At 70.9% G+C, this 18140-nt stretch carries 16 protein-coding genes; 8 read left to right on the plus strand and 8 right to left on the minus strand.

Going from position 1 to position 18140, the window contains the following annotated elements:
- Positions 1–373: 373 nt before the first annotated feature.
- Positions 374–895 carry a flagellar basal body-associated FliL family protein gene (locus tag BM048_RS10700; RefSeq protein ID WP_239078662.1) on the minus strand — a complete coding sequence of 174 codons (522 nt, stop codon included), beginning with the start codon at positions 893–895 and terminating at the stop codon, positions 374–376.
- Positions 896–1149: 254 nt separating this feature from the next.
- Positions 1150–2166, minus strand: coding sequence for a cytochrome c oxidase assembly protein (locus BM048_RS10705; RefSeq protein WP_090033037.1), 1017 nt, complete (start codon positions 2164–2166; stop codon positions 1150–1152).
- A 74-nt stretch (positions 2167–2240) separates the two neighbouring features.
- Here BM048_RS10705 and BM048_RS10710 point away from each other — a divergent pair, with 74 nt between their 5' ends.
- The 6 genes from BM048_RS10710 (at position 2241) to BM048_RS10740 (ending at position 10765) form a co-directional block, all read left to right on the plus strand.
- Positions 2241–3635 (plus strand): M23 family metallopeptidase, encoded by a 1395-nt coding sequence (locus tag BM048_RS10710; RefSeq protein WP_139224421.1) that lies wholly within the window; start codon positions 2241–2243, stop codon positions 3633–3635.
- Between the two features lie 98 nt (positions 3636–3733).
- The gene (locus BM048_RS10715) at positions 3734–4381 is read left to right on the plus strand and encodes a thioredoxin-like domain-containing protein (RefSeq protein WP_239078663.1); all 648 of its coding nucleotides are present in this window, start codon (positions 3734–3736) and stop codon (positions 4379–4381) included.
- The gene (locus BM048_RS10720; RefSeq protein WP_239078664.1) at positions 4378–5103 is read left to right on the plus strand and encodes a DUF305 domain-containing protein; all 726 of its coding nucleotides are present in this window, start codon (positions 4378–4380) and stop codon (positions 5101–5103) included. Before BM048_RS10715 ends, BM048_RS10720 begins: the two co-directional genes overlap by 4 nt.
- 215 nt (positions 5104–5318) lie before the next feature.
- Entirely contained in the window at positions 5319–7031 is a 1713-nt protein-coding gene (gene resB / locus BM048_RS10730) for a cytochrome c biogenesis protein ResB (RefSeq protein ID WP_090033044.1), read from the plus strand.
- Positions 7032–7100: 69 nt separating this feature from the next.
- Positions 7101–9836, plus strand: a complete 2736-nt coding sequence (gene mprF, locus BM048_RS10735; protein ID WP_090033045.1) for a bifunctional lysylphosphatidylglycerol flippase/synthetase MprF — start codon at positions 7101–7103, stop codon at positions 9834–9836.
- On the plus strand, positions 9833–10765 hold the full coding sequence (locus BM048_RS10740) for a CE1 family esterase (protein WP_175499496.1): 933 nt from the start codon (positions 9833–9835) through the stop codon (positions 10763–10765). Before mprF ends, BM048_RS10740 begins: the two co-directional genes overlap by 4 nt.
- Before the next feature lie 52 nt (positions 10766–10817).
- Here the strand turns inward: BM048_RS10740 and phoA are convergent, their stop codons facing one another.
- The 6 genes from phoA to BM048_RS10770 form a co-directional block, all read right to left on the minus strand.
- The gene (gene phoA / locus BM048_RS10745; protein WP_239078665.1) at positions 10818–12221 is read right to left on the minus strand and encodes an alkaline phosphatase; all 1404 of its coding nucleotides are present in this window, start codon (positions 12219–12221) and stop codon (positions 10818–10820) included.
- A 166-nt stretch (positions 12222–12387) separates the two neighbouring features.
- The gene (locus BM048_RS10750; protein ID WP_090033048.1) at positions 12388–13308 is read right to left on the minus strand and encodes a cation diffusion facilitator family transporter; all 921 of its coding nucleotides are present in this window, start codon (positions 13306–13308) and stop codon (positions 12388–12390) included.
- Positions 13305–13973, minus strand: coding sequence for a methyltransferase family protein (locus BM048_RS10755; RefSeq protein WP_090033049.1), 669 nt, complete (start codon positions 13971–13973; stop codon positions 13305–13307). Before BM048_RS10755 ends, BM048_RS10750 begins: the two co-directional genes overlap by 4 nt.
- Positions 13963–14613 (minus strand): cation diffusion facilitator family transporter, encoded by a 651-nt coding sequence (locus BM048_RS10760; protein WP_090033051.1) that lies wholly within the window; start codon positions 14611–14613, stop codon positions 13963–13965. Before BM048_RS10760 ends, BM048_RS10755 begins: the two co-directional genes overlap by 11 nt.
- A complete protein-coding gene (locus BM048_RS10765) occupies positions 14610–14969 on the minus strand; it encodes an ArsR/SmtB family transcription factor (protein ID WP_373308393.1) in 360 nt (119 codons plus the stop codon). The genes BM048_RS10760 and BM048_RS10765 overlap by 4 nt, the downstream gene beginning before the upstream one ends.
- 641 nt (positions 14970–15610) lie before the next feature.
- Positions 15611–16042 carry a thioredoxin domain-containing protein gene (locus BM048_RS10770; protein WP_175499498.1) on the minus strand — a complete coding sequence of 144 codons (432 nt, stop codon included), beginning with the start codon at positions 16040–16042 and terminating at the stop codon, positions 15611–15613.
- Positions 16043–16281: 239 nt separating this feature from the next.
- Here BM048_RS10770 and BM048_RS10775 point away from each other — a divergent pair, with 239 nt between their 5' ends.
- Together BM048_RS10775 and BM048_RS10780 are read left to right on the plus strand one after the other, a co-directional pair.
- On the plus strand, positions 16282–17010 hold the full coding sequence (locus tag BM048_RS10775; RefSeq protein WP_090033212.1) for a response regulator transcription factor: 729 nt from the start codon (positions 16282–16284) through the stop codon (positions 17008–17010).
- A 68-nt stretch (positions 17011–17078) separates the two neighbouring features.
- Positions 17079–18134 (plus strand): sensor histidine kinase, encoded by a 1056-nt coding sequence (locus tag BM048_RS10780; RefSeq protein ID WP_308439479.1) that lies wholly within the window; start codon positions 17079–17081, stop codon positions 18132–18134.
- Positions 18135–18140 lie beyond the last annotated feature (6 nt).

The following is an 18140-nucleotide window of genomic DNA, read 5'->3' on the forward strand; positions in this document are numbered from 1 at the left end:
CGTCGGGCGAGGACGCGGTGCAGGCGCCGAGCGCGAGGGCGAGGACCGCACCGGCAAGGGCGGCATGGCCCGAGCGCCGACCAGGATGGACGGCCGCCGACGGCTCACCGTGAGCCGTCCTCGCGCCGGAGGTGCCCGGACGGCTGAAGGCGGCACGAGGGTCCGTCGTCGTCATCGCCACCGTGGGATGATAGCGGCGATCAGGCTCTGATCCCCGTGGCCCCTCGAGCCGCAGACGGCACCCGACGACGTGGCGCTACCAGTCTCGTCGATCGGCCCAGCTATCTCGCAGCCGCTGTCAGTGCTCGCTGAGGCTCGTCGCCGCCGGTTGGCCCGTGTCCGACCGTCGGGGACCGACGTGGTGTCCGTGCTCTTACTGGGTCACGTACGTCGTGAAGTACACGTCGACGATCTCGCCTTCGTAGGCCTCTTCCAACTGGGTGGCCAGCTCGGCCTTGAGCGCCTCGCGGCCCTCGGCAGAGCCGACCTCCTCCACCGGGCGCATGGAGAACAAGGCAATCGCTCTGTCGACGGCCTTGGAGACATCCACGTCCTCGACGACTGCGATCGTCAGCTGCAGGCCAAGACCCAGGCGCAGATAGTGCCCGTCGGCGAGATTGATGCTGATCGGTTCGACCGGCTGGACGGCGCCCAGCTCAGCGGCGGCGGCCTCCTCAGCAGCGATCTCCGCCTCCTCGGCTGTGGGCTCGGCCGGAGCCGGGCGCAGGAACAACCAGTAGCCGGCGCCGGCGCCGGCGAGCACCGCGACCGCGATCATGATGAGCAGCTTCTTGCCGCGACCCTTACGGGTCGGGGCAGCGCCCTCTGCCGGGTCCGCCGACGCCGTGGGCGCGGGCCGGGAGTTGCCGATCTTCTTGCTGGAGTCACCGATCACGCGCTGCTGCTCTGGCACTTGGTCCCGTCCCTGACGCTTCCTGGAGTCGAACACCCCTACGGTCTGCTCTCCCTCCTTTCGGCTCCTTCGAGGAGGTCGTGAGGCATCCACCGCTCAGCGCCCTGGGTCGCGACGCGGGAGCGAAGCGCCCTGTCTGTGCGTCGGGCGACGCCCGGCCGTCGGTGTGCGCCCGTTCATGTCCTAAACGCATCGCGGCTATCGCGGCTATCGGGGACAACGGGGCTGTTGGTGCGTCAGCGCCTCGGGTCTGAGTCCGTCGGAGCCGACACGTTGGCAGGGCCTGAGCGCAGCGGACCGGGCGCTTGAGTGCGGTCGGCCAGCGACCGCAGGTAGGCGTTGTACTCCTCGAGTTCAGGGTCGTCGGTGCGGCGGTCGTTCACGCGGTTGCGGCGTTCCTCGTCCCGGTGCCAGCGCGCGGCCAGCACCAGCACCACGATGAGGTTCGGCAGCTCCCCGTACGACCACGCAAGGCCACCGGCGAGCCGTTGGTCGTCGAGAACCTCGACCCCCCAGGCCGTCGGAGGATGAGCGAAAGCAGCCACCATGGGCTGCGGGGCCATCATGATGAGCACCCCGAAAAAGGCGTGCAGGGGCATCTCCACGGCCATGTCTGCCAGGCGCGCTCCATGCCCCTGCCGGCGTGGCAGCGGGTCGGTGGACAGCACGGGAGCGGTGAACAGCAGCCCCGAGATCAAGAACATGACCTCCAGGGCCAGGTGCCCCTCCCAGCGCTGCAGCAACCAGCTGCCGGTGCTGCTGAGGTACACCCCGTAGAACAGAGCCAGGAACAAGGGCACCATGACGGCCGGATGCACGGCGGCTCGAGCCGCCGACGAGCGCAACGCCCGCAGGGCCGCAGCCCGCATCCACCGTCCCCGCCCTTGCGTGGGGGTGGCCTTGAGCAGCAACGTCCCCGGCCGTCCCAGCACCAGAAGCATCGGGACGGCGATCATCAGCGTCAGCTGCTGGAACATGAAGACCGAGAACATCTCCAAGCCGTAACCCTCGATGTCGGCCCCGGTCACGATGATCAGCACCAGACACCCGAGGAAGAACAGGGCGCTCTCACGCGCCGGCCAGCGCCGCCCGGCGCGCCACATCCGCACTGCACCGGCCAGGTACGCCACTACTAGCAGCAGCCCGAGCGCCGGTAGCACTGGCACCGGCTGCGGAGAGGTCCACGACAGGTACGCGGCCAACGAAGGTGCCTGTTGCGGCAGGACCGCGGCCCCGTCGAACTCCCCCAGCATCAGGTGCCCCTTCCCGCCCCGGCTCGGCCGTGTCCCAAGCCCGTCTCGAAGGTAGCTGGCTTAGCATCCCGGCCATGCCTGAGCCCTGCCGCTCGCCGTGGGCACGTCTGGGCAGGGCCCGCGCTGTGGCGTGGTGCACCTCCCTGCTCCTCTGCGCGACGCTCGCCGCACCGGCTGGCCCGGCGCCCGCAGTCGCTGACGACCTGGACGAGCGTCGTGCGGCCGCGCAGCAGCGAGCCGAGGCGGCCGCCGGGCAGGTCGAGCAGTTGCAGGCCTCGGTCGAGGGTCTCAGCTCTGAGCTTGCTCAGGCGGTCCTGCAGCTGCAGCAGACCCAGCTTCGACTGCCGGCTGCGCGAGCCGAGCTCGCCCAGGCTCAGGCCCAGGCCGACGCCGCGGACCGCCAGGCGCTGATGCTGGCCGACCGGCTCAGAAGCGCGCAAGACCAGCGCAGCGCACTGACCGAGACAATCGCGGCCTCCCGCAGCCAGGAGAGCCAGGCGCGCGATCAGATCGCTGAGCTGGCTCGCTCGATGTACCGGTCCGGGCCCTCGGACCCCCTGCTTGCCGCGGTCGTCGACGCGGGCGATCTGGAGGACTTCCTCGAACAGTCGCGAGCAGTCACGACCAGCACCTCCAGCACGGCACGCATGTTGACCGAGCTGACCGAGCTGCAGGCGGCCAGCCGAAACGCCCAGGCTCGCCTCGAGGCAGTCACCGCCACGCTGGCCGACCTCAAGGCCGAGGCCGACGCCCGCGCTGCCGAGGCCGCCCGGGCCCGTGACGTCGCCGCCGAGCGGCAGGCGGAGATCGAGCGGCTCATCGCTGAGCAGACCGCTCGGGAGCAGACCCTGACCGGGCTGCGCGCTCAGGCCGAGGCTGAGGCCCAGGTCGCCGAGCAGCAGCGCGCGGCCGTCGAAGGTGAGCTGGCGGCGATCATCGCCGAGCAGCAGGCGGCCGCTGCCGCGGCTGCTGCCGCTGCCGCCGCGGCAGCCGCAGCGCAAGGAGCGCCGGCGCCTGCGCCTCCTGCGCCGCCTGCCGCTGCTGCGAGCCCCGGTTCCGGTGCCCGATTCGTGAACCCGACCTCCATCAACCCGATCTACGTCACGTCCCGGTACGGCATGCGGTTGCACCCGATCCTGGGCTACACCCGGCTGCACGCGGGCATCGATCTACGCACCTACTGCAACACCCCGCTGTACGCCCCGGCGGACGCCACGGTGCGCTGGTCGGCCTGGCGCGACGGCTTCGGCAACCAGGTCATGCTCGACTACGGGCAGGTCGCCGGGGCCTCACTCATGACCAGCTCCAACCACCTGACCCGCTCCGTGGTCAGCGCAGGCCAGCAGGTCCGTGCGGGCCAGCTGATCGGGTACTCCGGCAACACCGGGTTGTCCGGTGCCTGCCACCTGCACCTGGAGGTGTACCGCAACGGCACCACCACCGACCCAGCGCCGTACCTCGGCCTCTGACGCCGCCCATCGCCGTCGAAGATGCTCGCAGTGGCGATGGCATCGCCGGGGAACTGTGCCGCGACCCGGTTCGTTAGGGGCGCGAGCGCACTCGACAGGTGGAAGGAACCATGGTCATTCGGCAGTCGGCCAAGCAACGGGCAGCACAGGTCGCGGCGATGCGTGCGGCGCAAGAGCGCGCGGCGAAGCGGCGCGAGCGCGGCATCATCGCCGCGGTGACCGGCCTGGGCCTTCTGCTGGTCGGCGGGGCCGGTTGGGTGATCGCCCGGGAGGCGCAGAGCCAGAGCCAGCTGGAAGCGGCCGCGGGAGCGCCCATCGAGGGTGTGCGGGAGTACGAGGGGCTGTCCCAGGATCACGTCAGCGGCACCGTGTCCTACGAGCAGGACCCCCCGGTCGGCGGTGACCACGCGGGGACCTGGACCAACTGCGGTGTCTACCAGAGCCCGTTGCCGGCCGAGGAGACCGTGCACGCCCTCGAGCACGGAGCCGTCTGGATCAGCTATCGGCCTGACCTGCCGGAGGAGCAGCTCCTGGCGCTGCAGGACACCGTCAGCGACCAGCCCTACACGCTGATGAGCCCAGACCCGGATCTGAGCGATCCCGTGGTGCTCAGCGCCTGGGGGGTGCAGCTGGCCGTGGCCGAGGCCACGGACGAGCGGGTCGAGCTGTTCGTGCAGAAGTACCAGCAGGGCGAGCAGACTCCTGAGCCCGGCGCTCCCTGCACCGGCGGTGTCACCCCGGCATGAGCGACACCCTCTCGCCCCCGGAGGAGGGCACCACTCCTCTCAAGGACGAGCCTCGCCGAAGGCGCTGGCGGCCGCTACAAGTCGTGGCCGTGACCTGGACCCTGCTGTTCGTGCTGCTGCTCGGTGCGATGGCCGGTCTGTGGGTCGCTCGCGGCGGCCTCTCCTCCTCGCCGGCCGACCGGTCCGTGGACGTCGGCTTCTCCCGAGACATGCAGCAGCACCACAGCCAGGCCGTGCAGATGTCGCTGCTGCTCCTGGAGCGGTCCGGGGACCCAGAGGTGCGCACCCTGGCCACCGATGTCCTGCTCACCCAGCAGCAGCAGGCGGGACAGATGTACGGCTGGCTCGTCCAGTGGGGGCTGCCCCAGACGTCGTCAGCTGCTCCGATGGCGTGGATGACCAGCGAGGCCGTGCCAGGAATGGCCGGCATGGGCGGCACGGGCGGCATGGACCACAGCGGGGCGACCGAGACCGCCCCGATGCCGGGGATGGCGAGTGCGGAGGATCTGCAGCGCCTGACGCTGGCCGCCAAGGAGGAGGCCGACCGTGCGTACCTGCAGCTGATGATCCCCCACCACGAAGCGGGGGTGGCGATGGCGACGGCGGCCGCCGAGCGCGCCGAGACGACGCCGGTACGGACGCTGGCACAGCGGATCCTGACGTCGCAGAACGCCGAGTTGGACGTGCTGCGCACCCTGCTGCAGGAACACGGCGGGTCGTGAAGCGCCTGCCGTCCCAGACCAGGGCTGGTGGAGACCACCTTTTGCGCACTGTGGTGATCCTGGGCGTGGCGGTGCTGCTGGGACTGGGGTGGGGCGTGCGGGCCGGGCTGGACTGGGCCGAGGAGCTGCGCCGCGCTGCAGCGACGCCTTCACCGGCGCCTACGGCGTCCGCGTCAGTCCCGCAGCAGAGCTGACCTCGAGGGACGACAGCGGAGATGGCGACACGTCCGTACCGACCGGAGGGCCTCCAGGACGCACTGGCGCCCGAGGAAGTGGCGTCGCCGGCGCTCGGCAACGCCGCGACCTCCAGTGCGCCCTTGGTCGCCGCGACGGATGAGCGCGAGCAGCGCCCGGACGGGCGGCCGCAGCTGCCCCAGCTGAGCTGGCTGGGCTGGGGCCGGTGGGCCTGGCGCCAGCTGACGAGCATGCGTACGGCCCTGCTGCTGCTGATGCTGCTGGCGGTGGCGGCCGTACCCGGGACGATCTTCCCGCAGAACGCCCAGGATCCCGTCGCGGTCGTGGAGTATGTCGACGAGCACCCCACCACTGGCCCGTGGTTGGACCGTCTGGGGTTCTTCGACGTGTACTCCTCGGTCTGGTTCTCGGCGATCTACCTGCTGCTCAGCACATCGCTGGTCGGCTGCATCGTGCCGCGCTCACGCGCTCACCTGACGGCGCTGCGCGCCCGGCCTCCGCGCACCCCGCGCCGCTTCGACCGCTTCCCGGCCCACGGTCGCGCCAGGACCGCGGCCTCGCCGCAGGACGTCGTGGCCCGAGCGCACGCCGATCTGCGCGCCGGATGGCCTCTCCTGCGCTTTGTGCCTCGTCACCGCGTCCAGGTGCTCGACGAGGGCGCCGGAACCTGGTCGGTCAGCGCCGAGCGCGGCTACCTGCGCGAGAGCGGCAACCTGCTGTTCCACCTGTCACTGGTGGGGCTGCTGGTCGCGGTCGCCACCGGTCAGATGCTGCACTACCGCGGCCAGGAGCTCGTGATCCAGGGCCGCGGGTTCGCCAACGCCGTGGTCAACTACGACACCTTCGAGCAGGGCACGGCGTTCGCGTCCGACAGCCTCGTGCCCTTCACGCTGCGTCTGGACCGGTTCGAATCCCGCTTCGACGAGGAGACGCTGCAGTCGCGCTTCTTCCGCGCCGACGTCACGGTGACGGAGCCGGGGCAGGCGCCCCAGGCCACGTCGATCACGGTGAACAACCCCATCAAGGCCGGTGGTGCCACCGTCTATCTCATGGGCAACGGGTACGCCCCGCAGGTCACCGTCCGGGACGCCTCGGGCGAGGTGGCCTTCTCCGGATCAGTGCCGTTCCTGCCCCAAGACGCCGTCTACACCTCGCGCGGGGTTATCAAGGTCCCGGACGTCTCCGCCGAGCAGGAGCAGTTGGGCCTGGTGGGCTACCTGCTGCCGACGGCCGAGCAGTACGGACCCCAGCTGTGGCGCTCGGTCCGCCCCGAGCCTCTCGACCCGCTCCTGGTGCTGTCGGTGTGGACGGGGAACCTCGGCCTGGACACCGGTGTCCCGCAGAACGTGTACCAGCTGGACGAGTCCCGGATGCGGCAGATCCTGGACGGGCAGGGCCGACCGGTGACCCTGTACCTGCGACCCGGGGACAGCGTCGACCTGCCGGACGGGCAAGGCACCCTGACGTTCGAGGACCTCCCGCGCTTCGCCGCCTTCGACTTGCGGCACGACCCGGCCCTGGGATGGGTCCTGACCTTCGCACTGTCGGCCTTCGCCGGATTGGGCATCTCTCTGTTCGCCCCCCGGCGACGACTGTGGCTGCGCGCCGGCCCGCATCCGGCCAGCACGGGCACGCTCGTCACTGCCGCGGGACTGGCGCGCGGCGAGGACATCCACCTGGGCCACGACGTCGAGCGCCTCCTACGCGCTGCCCTCGCCACCCCTGGCAGGTAGGGGGTCGCCGCCAGCCCTTGCCGACCGATCCTTCACCTCGGTGGGACGGCTGACGATCTGTCCGGTGCTATGGAGACGACCACCGCGCCCCTGACTCCTGCCGTCCTGCAGGGGCCGCATGCAGCACGTGGGCCTCGTGGGCACCGGCTACGTCGGGGACTGGGTCCGGTCGTGGTGGTCGGCGTGCTCGGGGTAGCCCTCCTGCAGCTGGATCGCACTCTCGAGGGGTACCGGTGGTCGCAGCTGCCCAGCGACGTCGCAGCGATCGGCGCCCCAGCCCTGGTGCTGGCTACCGTGGCGACGGTGGTCTCGTACGTCGCGATGACCGGATACGACGCCCTTGCGCTGCGGTACGTCGAGCACCCGCTGCGGTACCGGCGGTACGCGGCGGCCTCGTTCGTGGCCACCGCCGTCGCCAACTCGACGGGAGCATCGGCGGTCGTCGGTGCCGTGCTGCGTGCCCGCGTCTACGCCGCGTGGCAGGTCCCTGCCGCCGTGATCGCCCGCCTCGTGGGGTTCAACGCGGTGACCCTGGCGCTGGGCTTAGCAGCGCTGTCCGCCCTCGGCATGATCTCCGCACCCGGACGGGTCGGGGAAGCGCTCCGCGTGAGCCCGTCGCTGGTCGGCGCCGGCGGCGCCTCGCTGACGGTGGCCCTCATCGGCTACGTGGCGTGGGCACGCCGCGGCGGGCGACCCCTGCGCTGGCAGGACGTGCGGATCAACCGGCCGGCGCGCCCGCTCGCCGTGGCCCAGGTGCTGCTCTCGACGCTCGAGATCGCGACCATGGCGGCGGCACTGTGGTTCTTGCTGCCGGTCGGCTCGCAGGTCCCGTTCCTCCCCTTCGCCGCCGCCTTCGCCATCGCCACGCTCCTGGGTTTGCTCAGCAGCGTGCCGGGCGGTGTCGGCGTCTTCGAAGCCGTCCTGCTCGTCCTGCTGGCAACGTCTGTGGACCCGCTTGTCCTGGCGCCGGCACTGGTGGCCTTCCGGCTCATCTACTACGCGGTGCCGCTGCTGCTGGGCGCCGCCGTGCTCGCCGTCCTCGAGGCACGGCGCGGACACGCCGGGCGCTCCCGACGCCCGCGGGTCGACCTCGCGCAGCACCTGTGTGTCTGGGCGCCGAGAGTCCTCGCCGTCGCGGTGGCAGGTGCGGGTGCGGTCCTTGTGGTGACCGGTGACCTCGCCGGCCTGGCGCACCGGCTGACCGTTCCGCGGCCGGGGGTTGGCCTGCTCGGGGTGGGTCTTGTGCTGCTCGCCCTGGGTCTGCGTCGACGCCTGCGGGAGGCGTGGCTAGGCACCCTGCTGGTGCTTGTGCTGATGACCGCCCTGTGCCTGGTCCTGCAGGCCCCGATCACGGGCCTGGTGTCGCTGGGCCTGCTCGGCGCTTTGGCGGCGGCGGCCCGGGTCTTCGATCGGCGCAGCCACGTCTTCACCCACTCGCGAGGCTGGACCTGGTCCGCCGTGGCCACGGGTGCCGCCGCGACAGCGATGTCCTGGTTCGCCTGGCACACCTCCTCGACCCAGGACGAGGGCTCGGGGTTTGCGATCGTCCTCGACGGCGCGCATCCCGTGTCCGTCCGCCTCGCCGCGGCCGTCGGGCTTGCCGGTGTCCTCGTGGCGGGCGCGCGTCTGCTCGCCCCCGTGGTGCCCGGCCCTGCCACGGGTGGCCCTGACGACCTAGCCCGCGCCGAGGACGTCATCGCCCGCTTCGGCAAAGCTTCCGCTCACCTGGCCTTCACCGGTGACAAGCGTCTGCTGTTCAGCGCCAGGGGCGACGCGTTCCTCATGTACCAGGTGCAGGGCCGCAGCTGGGTCACCATGGGCGACCCCGTCGGCGACCCCACCCAGTTCCAGGAGCTGTTGACCGCCTTCGTCCAGCAGGCCGAGAGGCACGACGGGCGACCGGTGCTGTACGCCGTCGGCGACTCCTTGGCTCCCCTTTACCGCGAGCTCGGCCTCGGCCTGAGCAAGCTCGGCGAGGAAGCCCTCATCGACCTGCGGTCATTCGGCCTGGCGGGCCGCGACCGCGTGAAGATGCGGCGCTGGCGCAGCATCAACGAGCGCGCCGGGTGCAGCGTCCAGATCCTTGCGCCCGAGGCCGTCCGCCCCCTGCTGCCCGAGCTGCGAGCCGTCTCCAACCAGTGGCTGGCCGGACGCCGCGCGTCGGAGAAGCGGTTCTCGCTCGGCCCGTTCGAGGACGACTACGTGATGCGGTTCCCCCTAGCCGTTGTGCGGCGCGAGGGCCGGGTCATCGCCTTCGCCACGTTGTGGGTGGGGCACGGTGAGGGCGAGGTTGCGATCGATCTCATGCGCCAGGTGCGCACGGAGGTGCCCAACGTCATGAACTACCTGTTCCTGGAGGTCATGCTCTGGGCGAAGGAGCGCGGGTACTCGACCTTCAGCCTCGGCATGGCGCCGCTGTCGGGGCTGCGCACCGACGCGACGGCACCGGTGTGGGATCGCATCGGCAGGCGCGTCTTTGCTCATGGCGACGCCTTTTACAACTTTCGCGGCGTGCGGCACTTCAAGGAGTGCTTTCACCCGCGGTGGGAGGAGCGTCACGTCGCCGCCCGGCCAGGGCCGGCCTTCCCCAAGACGATGCTCGACGTCGCGACCCTCATCGGCGGCGGGGTCGGTGGCATGTCCGCGGGGCTGCGCACCATCGACGCCGAGGCGGCTCGCCAGCTGTGGCACTCGGCCTCGGCTCAGGCACGCCGGCGGGCCTGGGCACCACGAGCGGGAACGATGTCCACGGCGGTTCCCGCCCCTCGCGCCGAGGCGGACGTGCCCGCGGACCAACCGGCGTGACGCACGCGCGGCGGACGTCCGACGCGGCGGACCGCGTCGGGATCCGCGTCGGGTCCCTCAATCGGACGCTGGTCGTCGTCGGGTCGCGCGAGGGACCGCCGGGGCGAGACCTGGTGCTCGCCCTGCACGGGTCGGGCCAGAGCGGCTCCGGTCTGCGTCGCGTCACGGGGGCGGCGCTCGAGGTACTCGCCACCCGCGACGGCGCGGTCCTCGCCTACCTCGACGGCTACCGGGGGAACTGGAACGACGCGCGGCGTCACAACCGGTTCCCGGCACGTCGTCGTGATGTGGACGACGTGGCCTTCGTGCGCGCCGTGGTCGACCTGCTGACGTTCACGCACCACATCGATCCTCGCCGCGTGCATGCCGTCGGATACTCCAACGGCGGTCTGATGGCGCTGCGCCTGCTCCACGAGGGAGAGTCCCCGCTCGCCGGTGCTGCCGTCGTGGCCATGACCATGCCCGTGCCGCAGGACTTCCTGCTACCCGCCGGCCCTGCGACCCGACCGGTCCCGGTGCTGCTGCTGCACGGCACGGCGGACCGCGTCGTGCCCTACGGCGGCGGCCGTGTGCCGTGGTGGGTGCGAGTGGTCTTCCAGGTCGACGGCACCGCTTTGTCGGCCCCGGCTACGGCTGCCTACCTGGCTCGCCGCAACGGCATCCTCGCCACGCCCGTCCTCACTCCACCGGATCTATTGGCAGCACCGAAGCAGGGGCGGTGGGCGGCGACCCGGGGTACGCACGTGGAGCACCTGACGTACGCCCAGGACGGGCTGCCGCCGGTCGTGCTGGTCACGGTCCACCGCGGCGGGCACACGATCCCCGGGCCCCGACGCGCACCTGCGCGTCTCGGGCGCACGGCCGCCGTGCCGACCGCGGACCTGGTTGCACGGCTGCTCGGCGTCGGCGCACCTTCGTGCCGGACGTGACAGCCCCGGCCCCCATTGCGGAGGACCGGGGCTGTTGCCACGTGGGTTCTCGTCAGCTGGCCGGCTGCAGACGCAGCGCGTTGCGCATGGTGAAGTACAGGTCGGTCTGGTCGGTCAGGCCGAGCACGTTGGTCGCGCGGGGGCCGAAGGCGGCGATGCGGACCTGGGCGCCGGTGTGGGCCTGGGAGTCGCCCTCCTCGGCGGTGCCGTAGGCGATCGTCATGGGCGCACCGTCCGCCGTCAGGAGCGTGCGCGTCAGACCGGGGGTGGTGCTGCCCGGGTAGACGATCTGGCTGGAGTGGGCGTGGTCGGCGGTGACGACGACGAGGGTGTCGCCGGCGGTCTTGGCGTACTCGAGCGCGACCTGCACGGCCTCGTCGAGGTCGACCGTCTCACCGATCTGGCCGCAGGGGTTGGCGGCGTGGTCCTGCTTGTCGATGGAGGCGCCCTCGACCTGCAGGAAGAAGCCCTTGTCGTTCTCGAGCAGGTCGATCGCCTTGGTCGTCATCTCGGCCAGGGTGGGCGCGGTGCCGTACTCGGGGTTCTCGGTGCAGGTGACCGGCTCCTCGGCGCCGCCCGTGACGGTGGCCAGGGGGCCCTGCCAGCGCACGGGCAGGTTGCCGTCGGCGAACAGACCGAGGACGGGGGCGTCGTCGTCAGCGCTGGTCAGCGCCTCGAACTGCGTCTGGTCGCCGACCAGCTGGTAGCCGCGGGCGTCGGCCTGCTCGAACAGCGTCTGGCCGGCCCAGTCGCCGGCCTTGGCGACCTCCTGGAAGGAGGTCGCGCCGCCGCCGAAGGTGACGTCGGCGCGGGTGTCGAGCAGCTGCTCGGAGATGGACCCCAGGCCGCCGTTCTCCAGCGCGTTCTCCGGGCAGTTCGTCGAGGTGCGCTCGGGGCCGTAGCAGCTGCGCAGCGAGACGTGGGAGACCTGGACGGCCGGGGTGGCGTCCTGGATCTCCGAGGTCGAGACGTTGCCGGTCTTGAGGCCGTTCGCCTTCGCGAGCTGCAGGATCGTCTGCTGCGGCTGGCCCTCCAGGTCCACGGAGACGGCGTTGTTGTAGGTCTTGGTCCCCGTGGCCCAGGCCGAGCCGGTGGCGGCCGAGTCCGGGACGTAGTCGGGCAGCCCGGTCTCGCGGTCCAGGGAGTACGTCGTGTACTGACCAGTGAAGGGCAGGGCATCGATGCCCGCGAACTCCCCAGCGGCGCCCTTGGCATAGTTGCGTGCGACCGTGATCTCGGAGTCACCCATGCCGTCGCCGACGAGCAGGATCACGTTCTTGGCGTACTTGCCGGAGATCTGCGCGCGGACCTCCTGCGTGTTGTCGGCGGTGGTGGTGCGGCGCGCGTCGCCGTTCCCGCTCAGTCCGCCGACCGCCGCCCAGGCGCCGGCCCCGCCGATGACCATCGACCCTGCGACGGCCGCGACCAACACCGGGCTGGTGACTCGCTTGCTCATGGCTCTCCTCGTGACGTGTCCGTCCTGCGGCGAAATGCCGAGACTGATCACATCCCGTCCGAACGAGGAGCGGGCCACCACGAGGTGACCGTCGAGCAAGGAGCGGGTGAACGACCGCCGCTGCGGGAACCGCCCACGTGCTGTGCGCGTTGTGCCCCGCTCTCGATCATGCGTGAGGGGCGGGTTCGTGGTCGCGGTGCCCGGCCGGCTCCAGCTGGAACGTGCAGTGGGCGGTGTCGAAGTGCTCGCCCAGGCACTGCCCGAGCGCGTCCAGGACCTGTCCGCTGCGGTCCTGGGCCAGGCACTCGGCATCGACCGTCACGTGCGCAGACAGCGCGGGCACGCCGCTCGTGATGGTCCAGGCGTGCAGATCGTGCACGTCGAGCACGCCCGGCACCTCGCTCATGTGCTCGCGCACCCTGTCCAGATCAATGCCGCGAGGAGTGGCCTCGAGCAGGACGTCCAGCACCTCGCGCAGCAAAGACCACGCCCGCGGCAGGATCAGGACGCCGATGGCGATGGAGGCGATGGCATCGGCGCGCACGTAGCCGGTGGTGGCGATGACGATGCCGGCGATGATCACCGCCACGGAGCCGAGCAGATCGCCCATTACCTCCAAGTAGGCGCCGCGCACGTTCAGGCTCTGCCCCTGCCCACCACGCAGCAGCAGCAAGGAGACCAGGTTGGCGGCGGCGCCAACGACCGCGACAAGCAGCATCACCCCGGTGGAGACCTCGGGCGGGTCGTTCCACCGCTGCAACGCCTCCACGATGACCCAGATCGCCAGCACGGCCAGCAGGACCGCGTTGGCCAGCGCAGCCAGGATCTCGGCGCGCATCAATCCGAAGGTGCGAGCGGTGGTGGCCGGGCGCGCCGCCAGTGACGCCGCGACGAGAGCGATCGCCACACCGCTGGCGTCGGTGAACATATGCCCGGCATCGGCCAGCAATGCCAGGGACCCCGAGGCCAGCCCGCCGACGACCTGGATCCCGACGATCGACAAGGTGATGACGAGCACGGCGAGCATCCGACGTCGATGCTGACCGGTGGCCGTGGCGGCCGCGCCATGGTTGTGTCCGGCGCTCATGGCACGTCTCCTCCTGTGAACGACGCGGTCGCCGAGTCAGTTCCCGCTCGGGGATACCGACCCAGACCGGGGACGAAGCGGCCCACGGTGCCGGCGTACCGGAGGTAGGTCGCACCGTGGACCGCACGCAGGTAGGGCTCCTCGACGCACCGCACCTGCAGCTGGACCGCCAGTACGAGGGCCACCAGCGCCGCGACGGTCAGGACCGTCGGGATCACCAGCGCGATCCCGGCCAGGGCGACGACCATCGCGCTGAAGACCGGGTTGCGCACCCGCGAGAACCACCCGTCGGTGACCAACGCGGTCCGTTCGGAAAGGTCGACCCCTATCCGCCAAGACGACCCCAGCGCGCCCTGCGCTGCCAGCACCAGGACGAAGCCCACCAGTGCCAGCAAGGCGCCCACGACGACGCGAACAACAGTGGTCGACTCACGAGCGGGCAGCACTCCTGCCGCAGCCAGAGCGGGACCGAGTGCTCCGGCAACGAGCGCCACCACGAACAGCACCCCGCCCCACCAGCCCGCCGAACCGGCCGGCCCGCTGATGCCGCGGAAGCCGGCGCTGCCGGTCCGTCGACGGTGCACGTAGCTGCGCCAGCCGAAGGTTGCGGCGCACCCGATGGCGTAGAGCACCAGGGCGACCAGGCCTGCACGGTCAGTCGTCATCGTCGTCCTCCACCAGCTCGCCCTCCCAGGCCTCCTTGCCCTCGTGGACGGCGAAGGCGGCGATGACGAAGCCGGCGACGGGGTCCAGCCAGGCGGCGCCTGTCAGCGCGTACAGACCAACCCCGGCCAGCGTCGAGATCGACAGCAGCACGCAGATCCGCGTCTCGGCGGCGTCGGCCAGGATCAGGTTGTCGCCGAGCGCGCGCCCGACACGGGTCTTGGCCGCAGCCAGCACCGGCATCACGACGATGGAGGTGGCCAGGAGGACCAGCGCGACCGGAGAGGTGTCCGGCTCCTCGCTGCCGAGGAGTGCACGAATGCCTTCGACGGTGACGTAGCCGGCGAGCAGGAAGAACGTGACGGCGACGGCCCGCAGCACGCGCCGCTCTTTCGCTTCGTCGGCGTGCCCGTGACGCAGCCGAGCGGCGAGGCGCAACCCGACCAGGACGGCGGCGATCGACTCGATGCCGGAGTCGATACCGAAGCCGATGACGGACACCAGCCCGGCCAGGACCCCGACGGTGATCGCGACAGCGCCCTCCAGGACGTTGTAGGCAACCGTGAACTGCGCCAGTCGCAGTCCTCGCCGGGTGAGGGCTTCGGTCTGAACGGCGGTCAGCGACGACGCAGGTCCGCTCACCGCTGCCGCCCCTCGACCGAAGCCGCGCCGTACGTAGGGCACAGCGCGACCGCGTCCCCGGTCACCGCCAACAACTCCTCGGCGGCACCGAGCAGGTTCAGGACCTGCTCGGGGTGGTTCAACGAGAACAACGAAGCTCGCCCCTGGGGTCGAGAGCTGACCAGGCCGCAATCGCGCAAGCAGGCGAGGTGCTTCGAGACCGTGCTCTGCGCCAGTTCGAGGTGCGCCGTGAGGTCCACCACCCGGTGCTCCCCCAGCGCGAGGTGCCGGACGATCACCAGCCGGGAAGGGTCCGAGAACCCGTGGAACAAGCAGGCTGCAGCCGTCAGCGCCGCCGCTTCGACCTCGCCACTCACGTCGTTCGTACTCGCCCGGACCCCTGTTAGCATCGCCACGAGACGATGTTAGGGGCTGCCGCGCATCCGACACCAGCCCCAGCAATGGGTGCGTCAGAGGCGTGCTGACGCTCCTGCTGGGCGCCGTTGGAGGGAACTACACAGTCGTCATTGCGTCCCTCGCCGAGGCCACCTGTTCTTCTAGAGTGCCAACGTCCGCGAACTGATACGCAAAGAGGTCGACGACCACATCGTTCTGCACGTGCCAGTCGTGCCGTCGGACTGGTCAACTTCCTGGCAGGCGTCGAAGTGGCATCCAGCGGCCAAAGCCGGCGTCGCTGAGAAGCTCGCCGCCGGCAAGGCTCCTATGTGCACATCCCTTAGGGGATCCGGGTAGCGCCGTCCATCCTTGTAGCTGACGGCAGCATCGCCGCCAGGACCAAGGCGCCTGCGAGCTCGTTGAGTCGCGTGAGGCCGCCGTCGCCGAGCCCGTGAATCATGCGCCACATGCTCGCAGGCGACCGAGTCCGACGAAGCCGCTAGGCCGAGGTCGCAGGAGGCAGCGGCCGCGTCTGGCCAATACTCATCCTTAGGCCCGCAGCAGGCGAGAGGCGCGGAAGTCTCAGGGCGCCGCCATCACCGGGGGACTACGGCCGAGACGACTAGGTGGTGGTGGTGGTCGACTGAGCCGAGCGCACCGCCGACTGGTCGTCGTCTCCTGGCCCGGGCCGGTTGATCACCAGATGGGCAAGTTGAGCTGGAGGCGGTCCTGCGCTTGGTCCGCCCTCGCGCAGCCAGGTCGCCAGCGCACCCGTCGCGCGGTCACCGGCGAGACGTTCGAACCAGACCGGCGTGGTGCCAGCCCGGCGGCGGCCCGGTGCCGGCCTGACCACCACGACGTCGCCGCGGTTGCACTCGTCGAGGCACTCCACCAACGTCAGCCGGGCAAGGTCTTCCCTGGTGAGACGGCGTAGCCGCTCCATCTGCCCGCCCGGCAGAGGATCGCTGTCACCAAGGGTCTCGCCGGCGCACAAGGAGCACGCGGTCAGCCCGGGGACACGGTTCACGCGCGTGGCGGTGGGATCGGCGGGCACGGACCGACAGTACGTGTCACCGACACTGCCTGGCTCTAACGCGTGCGCGGTGCACTGGCGACGGGAACGGCCGGTGCTCCAGAGTGGTGGCGGTGGTCAACCTCGCATTGGATCAGTGTCGACAGAGGGAGTCGTCGTCTCTGGTATGCCGTGCATCTACGTTCGGGTCTGGTCAAGGTTCGATGAAGGGCTGGAGCCGGGCTCGGTGCAGCGGTAGCTCGGGAGTGGCGACGGACAAGATGATCCCTGTGACCGTATCGACCTCCTCCCCCGCCCGCCGCGCTGTCGTCGTCGACGACGAGGAGGCGCTGGCGCGTCTCGTCGCTGGGTATCTCGAGCGCGAGGGGTACGCGACGACCGTGTGCCACGACGGCGCCAGGGCTGTCGATCTGCTCCGCGAGGTGGACCCTGACCTGGTCGTGCTCGATCTGGGTCTGCCAGGACTGGATGGGGTGGAGGTGTGCCGGCAGCTGCGCGCGTTCTCGGACTGCTACGTCGTGATGCTCACCGCCCGCACGGAAGAGGTCGACACCTTGGTCGGCTTGTCCGTCGGCGCGGATGACTACATGACCAAGCCGTTCAGTCCGCGCGAGCTCATGGCTCGGGTTGCTGCCCTGATGCGACGTCCGCGCCGCGCAGCGAGCGCCGTCCCACCGGCCAGCGAGGTCCTGGAGATCGGGGATCTGCGCATCGACGTTGAGGCCCGGGAGGTGCACCGCGCCGGGCGGGTGGTACCGCTGACTCGCACTGAGTTCGACGTGTTGGCGGCCATGGCGGCCAAGCCGGGGCGGGTCTTCGACCGTCGCGCCCTCATCGACACCGTATGGGGCGCCGGGTGGGTCGGAGATGAGCACCTCGTCGACGTCCACGTGCTGCACGTGCGCCAGAAGCTGGGCGACACGGCTAATGCCCAGCGTTACGTCCGCACGGTGCGCGGCGTCGGGTACCGCATCGGAACCGGCACATGACGACTGCCGCAACACGCCGCCCGCCGTTGGCCAGGCACGGACTTGCCGCTCGCCTTCTCGCAGCCCTGGTGACCGTGCTGGCCACGGCAGCGATCACCGCGGGGTTGGTGGCGTCCGCCCTGGGGCCAGGACTGTTCCACGACCACATGCTCCGCGCCGGCCTGCAGGACCATGACGCTGCTGTTCTCCACGCCGAGCAGGCGTTCCGTGACGCCAGCACCGTTTCCTTTGCCCTGGCTCTTGGCGCCGCAGCCCTCGCCGCCGCCGCCGTCAGCGTGGTGCTGACCCGCCGTATCGGCCGGTCTCTGGCGGCGGTGTCCACGGCCGCAGCACGTGTGGGGGCCGGTGCGTACGAGTCCCGCGTCCCGGACCCGGGTCTGGGAGCGGAGTTCGACAACCTCGCCCGCTCCTTCAACGCCATGGCTGACCGGCTGCACGAGGCCGACCGTCTTCGAGCGCGGCTGCTGGCCGACGTGGCGCACGAGGTGCGGACCCCGGTGGCGACGATCGTGGGCTACTTGGAGGCCGTCGAGGATGGCCTGCAGCCGCTGGACCAGACCACCATCGCCGTTCTTCGCGAGCAGGCGGCGCGCCTAACCCGGCTGGCGCAGGACCTGTCCGCCGTCACCCGTGCAGAAGCTGGGGACCTGACTCTGGATCTGGAGCCCGTACCTGCTGACGCCCTGCTTCGCGCCGTCGCTGCTGCGGCCGGTGAACGCGCCGCGGTCGCGGGCGTCGACCTCGAGGTCAAGATCGCGGACGGGCTGCGGCCGCTTGCGGTGGACCGCACGCGGATCGCCCAGGTGCTGGACAACCTCGTTGCGAACGCGATCCGACACACCGGCGCCGGCGGCACGATCGTGCTGTCTGCCGACCGCGGTCCGGGTGAGCGGGTGGTGCTGGCAGTAGCGGACACCGGCGAGGGCATCGCGTCCGAGCACCTGCCGCACATCTTCGAACGGTTCTACCGTGCGGACACCGCACGCGATCGTGGCCGAGGTGGGTCGGGGATCGGCCTGGCGATCAGCAAGGCCCTGACGGAAGCGCATGGCGGCACCATCACCGCGGCCAGCGCCGGCCCCGGCAGGGGGGCGACCTTCACCCTGGCCCTGCCGGGCGCCTGAATCCGC

The organism is Cellulomonas marina (assembly GCF_900111925.1).
In the GTDB taxonomy this organism is placed as follows: Bacteria; Actinomycetota; Actinomycetes; order Actinomycetales; family Cellulomonadaceae; genus Cellulomonas; species Cellulomonas marina.

Coding starts and splice junctions, on each gene's coding strand:
- BM048_RS10775 (WP_090033212.1), top strand. CDS start 16,282: ATGATCCCTGTGACCGTATCGACCTCCTCCCCCGCCCGCCGCGCTGTC.
- mprF (WP_090033045.1), top strand. CDS start 7,101: ATGGAGACGACCACCGCGCCCCTGACTCCTGCCGTCCTGCAGGGGCCG.
- phoA (WP_239078665.1), bottom strand. CDS start 12,221: ATGAGCAAGCGAGTCACCAGCCCGGTGTTGGTCGCGGCCGTCGCAGGG.
- BM048_RS10720 (WP_239078664.1), top strand. CDS start 4,378: ATGAGCGACACCCTCTCGCCCCCGGAGGAGGGCACCACTCCTCTCAAG.
- BM048_RS10750 (WP_090033048.1), bottom strand. CDS start 13,308: ATGAGCGCCGGACACAACCATGGCGCGGCCGCCACGGCCACCGGTCAG.
- BM048_RS10710 (WP_139224421.1), top strand. CDS start 2,241: ATGCCTGAGCCCTGCCGCTCGCCGTGGGCACGTCTGGGCAGGGCCCGC.
- BM048_RS10705 (WP_090033037.1), bottom strand. CDS start 2,166: ATGCTGGGGGAGTTCGACGGGGCCGCGGTCCTGCCGCAACAGGCACCT.
- BM048_RS10755 (WP_090033049.1), bottom strand. CDS start 13,973: ATGACGACTGACCGTGCAGGCCTGGTCGCCCTGGTGCTCTACGCCATC.
- resB (WP_090033044.1), top strand. CDS start 5,319: ATGGCGACACGTCCGTACCGACCGGAGGGCCTCCAGGACGCACTGGCG.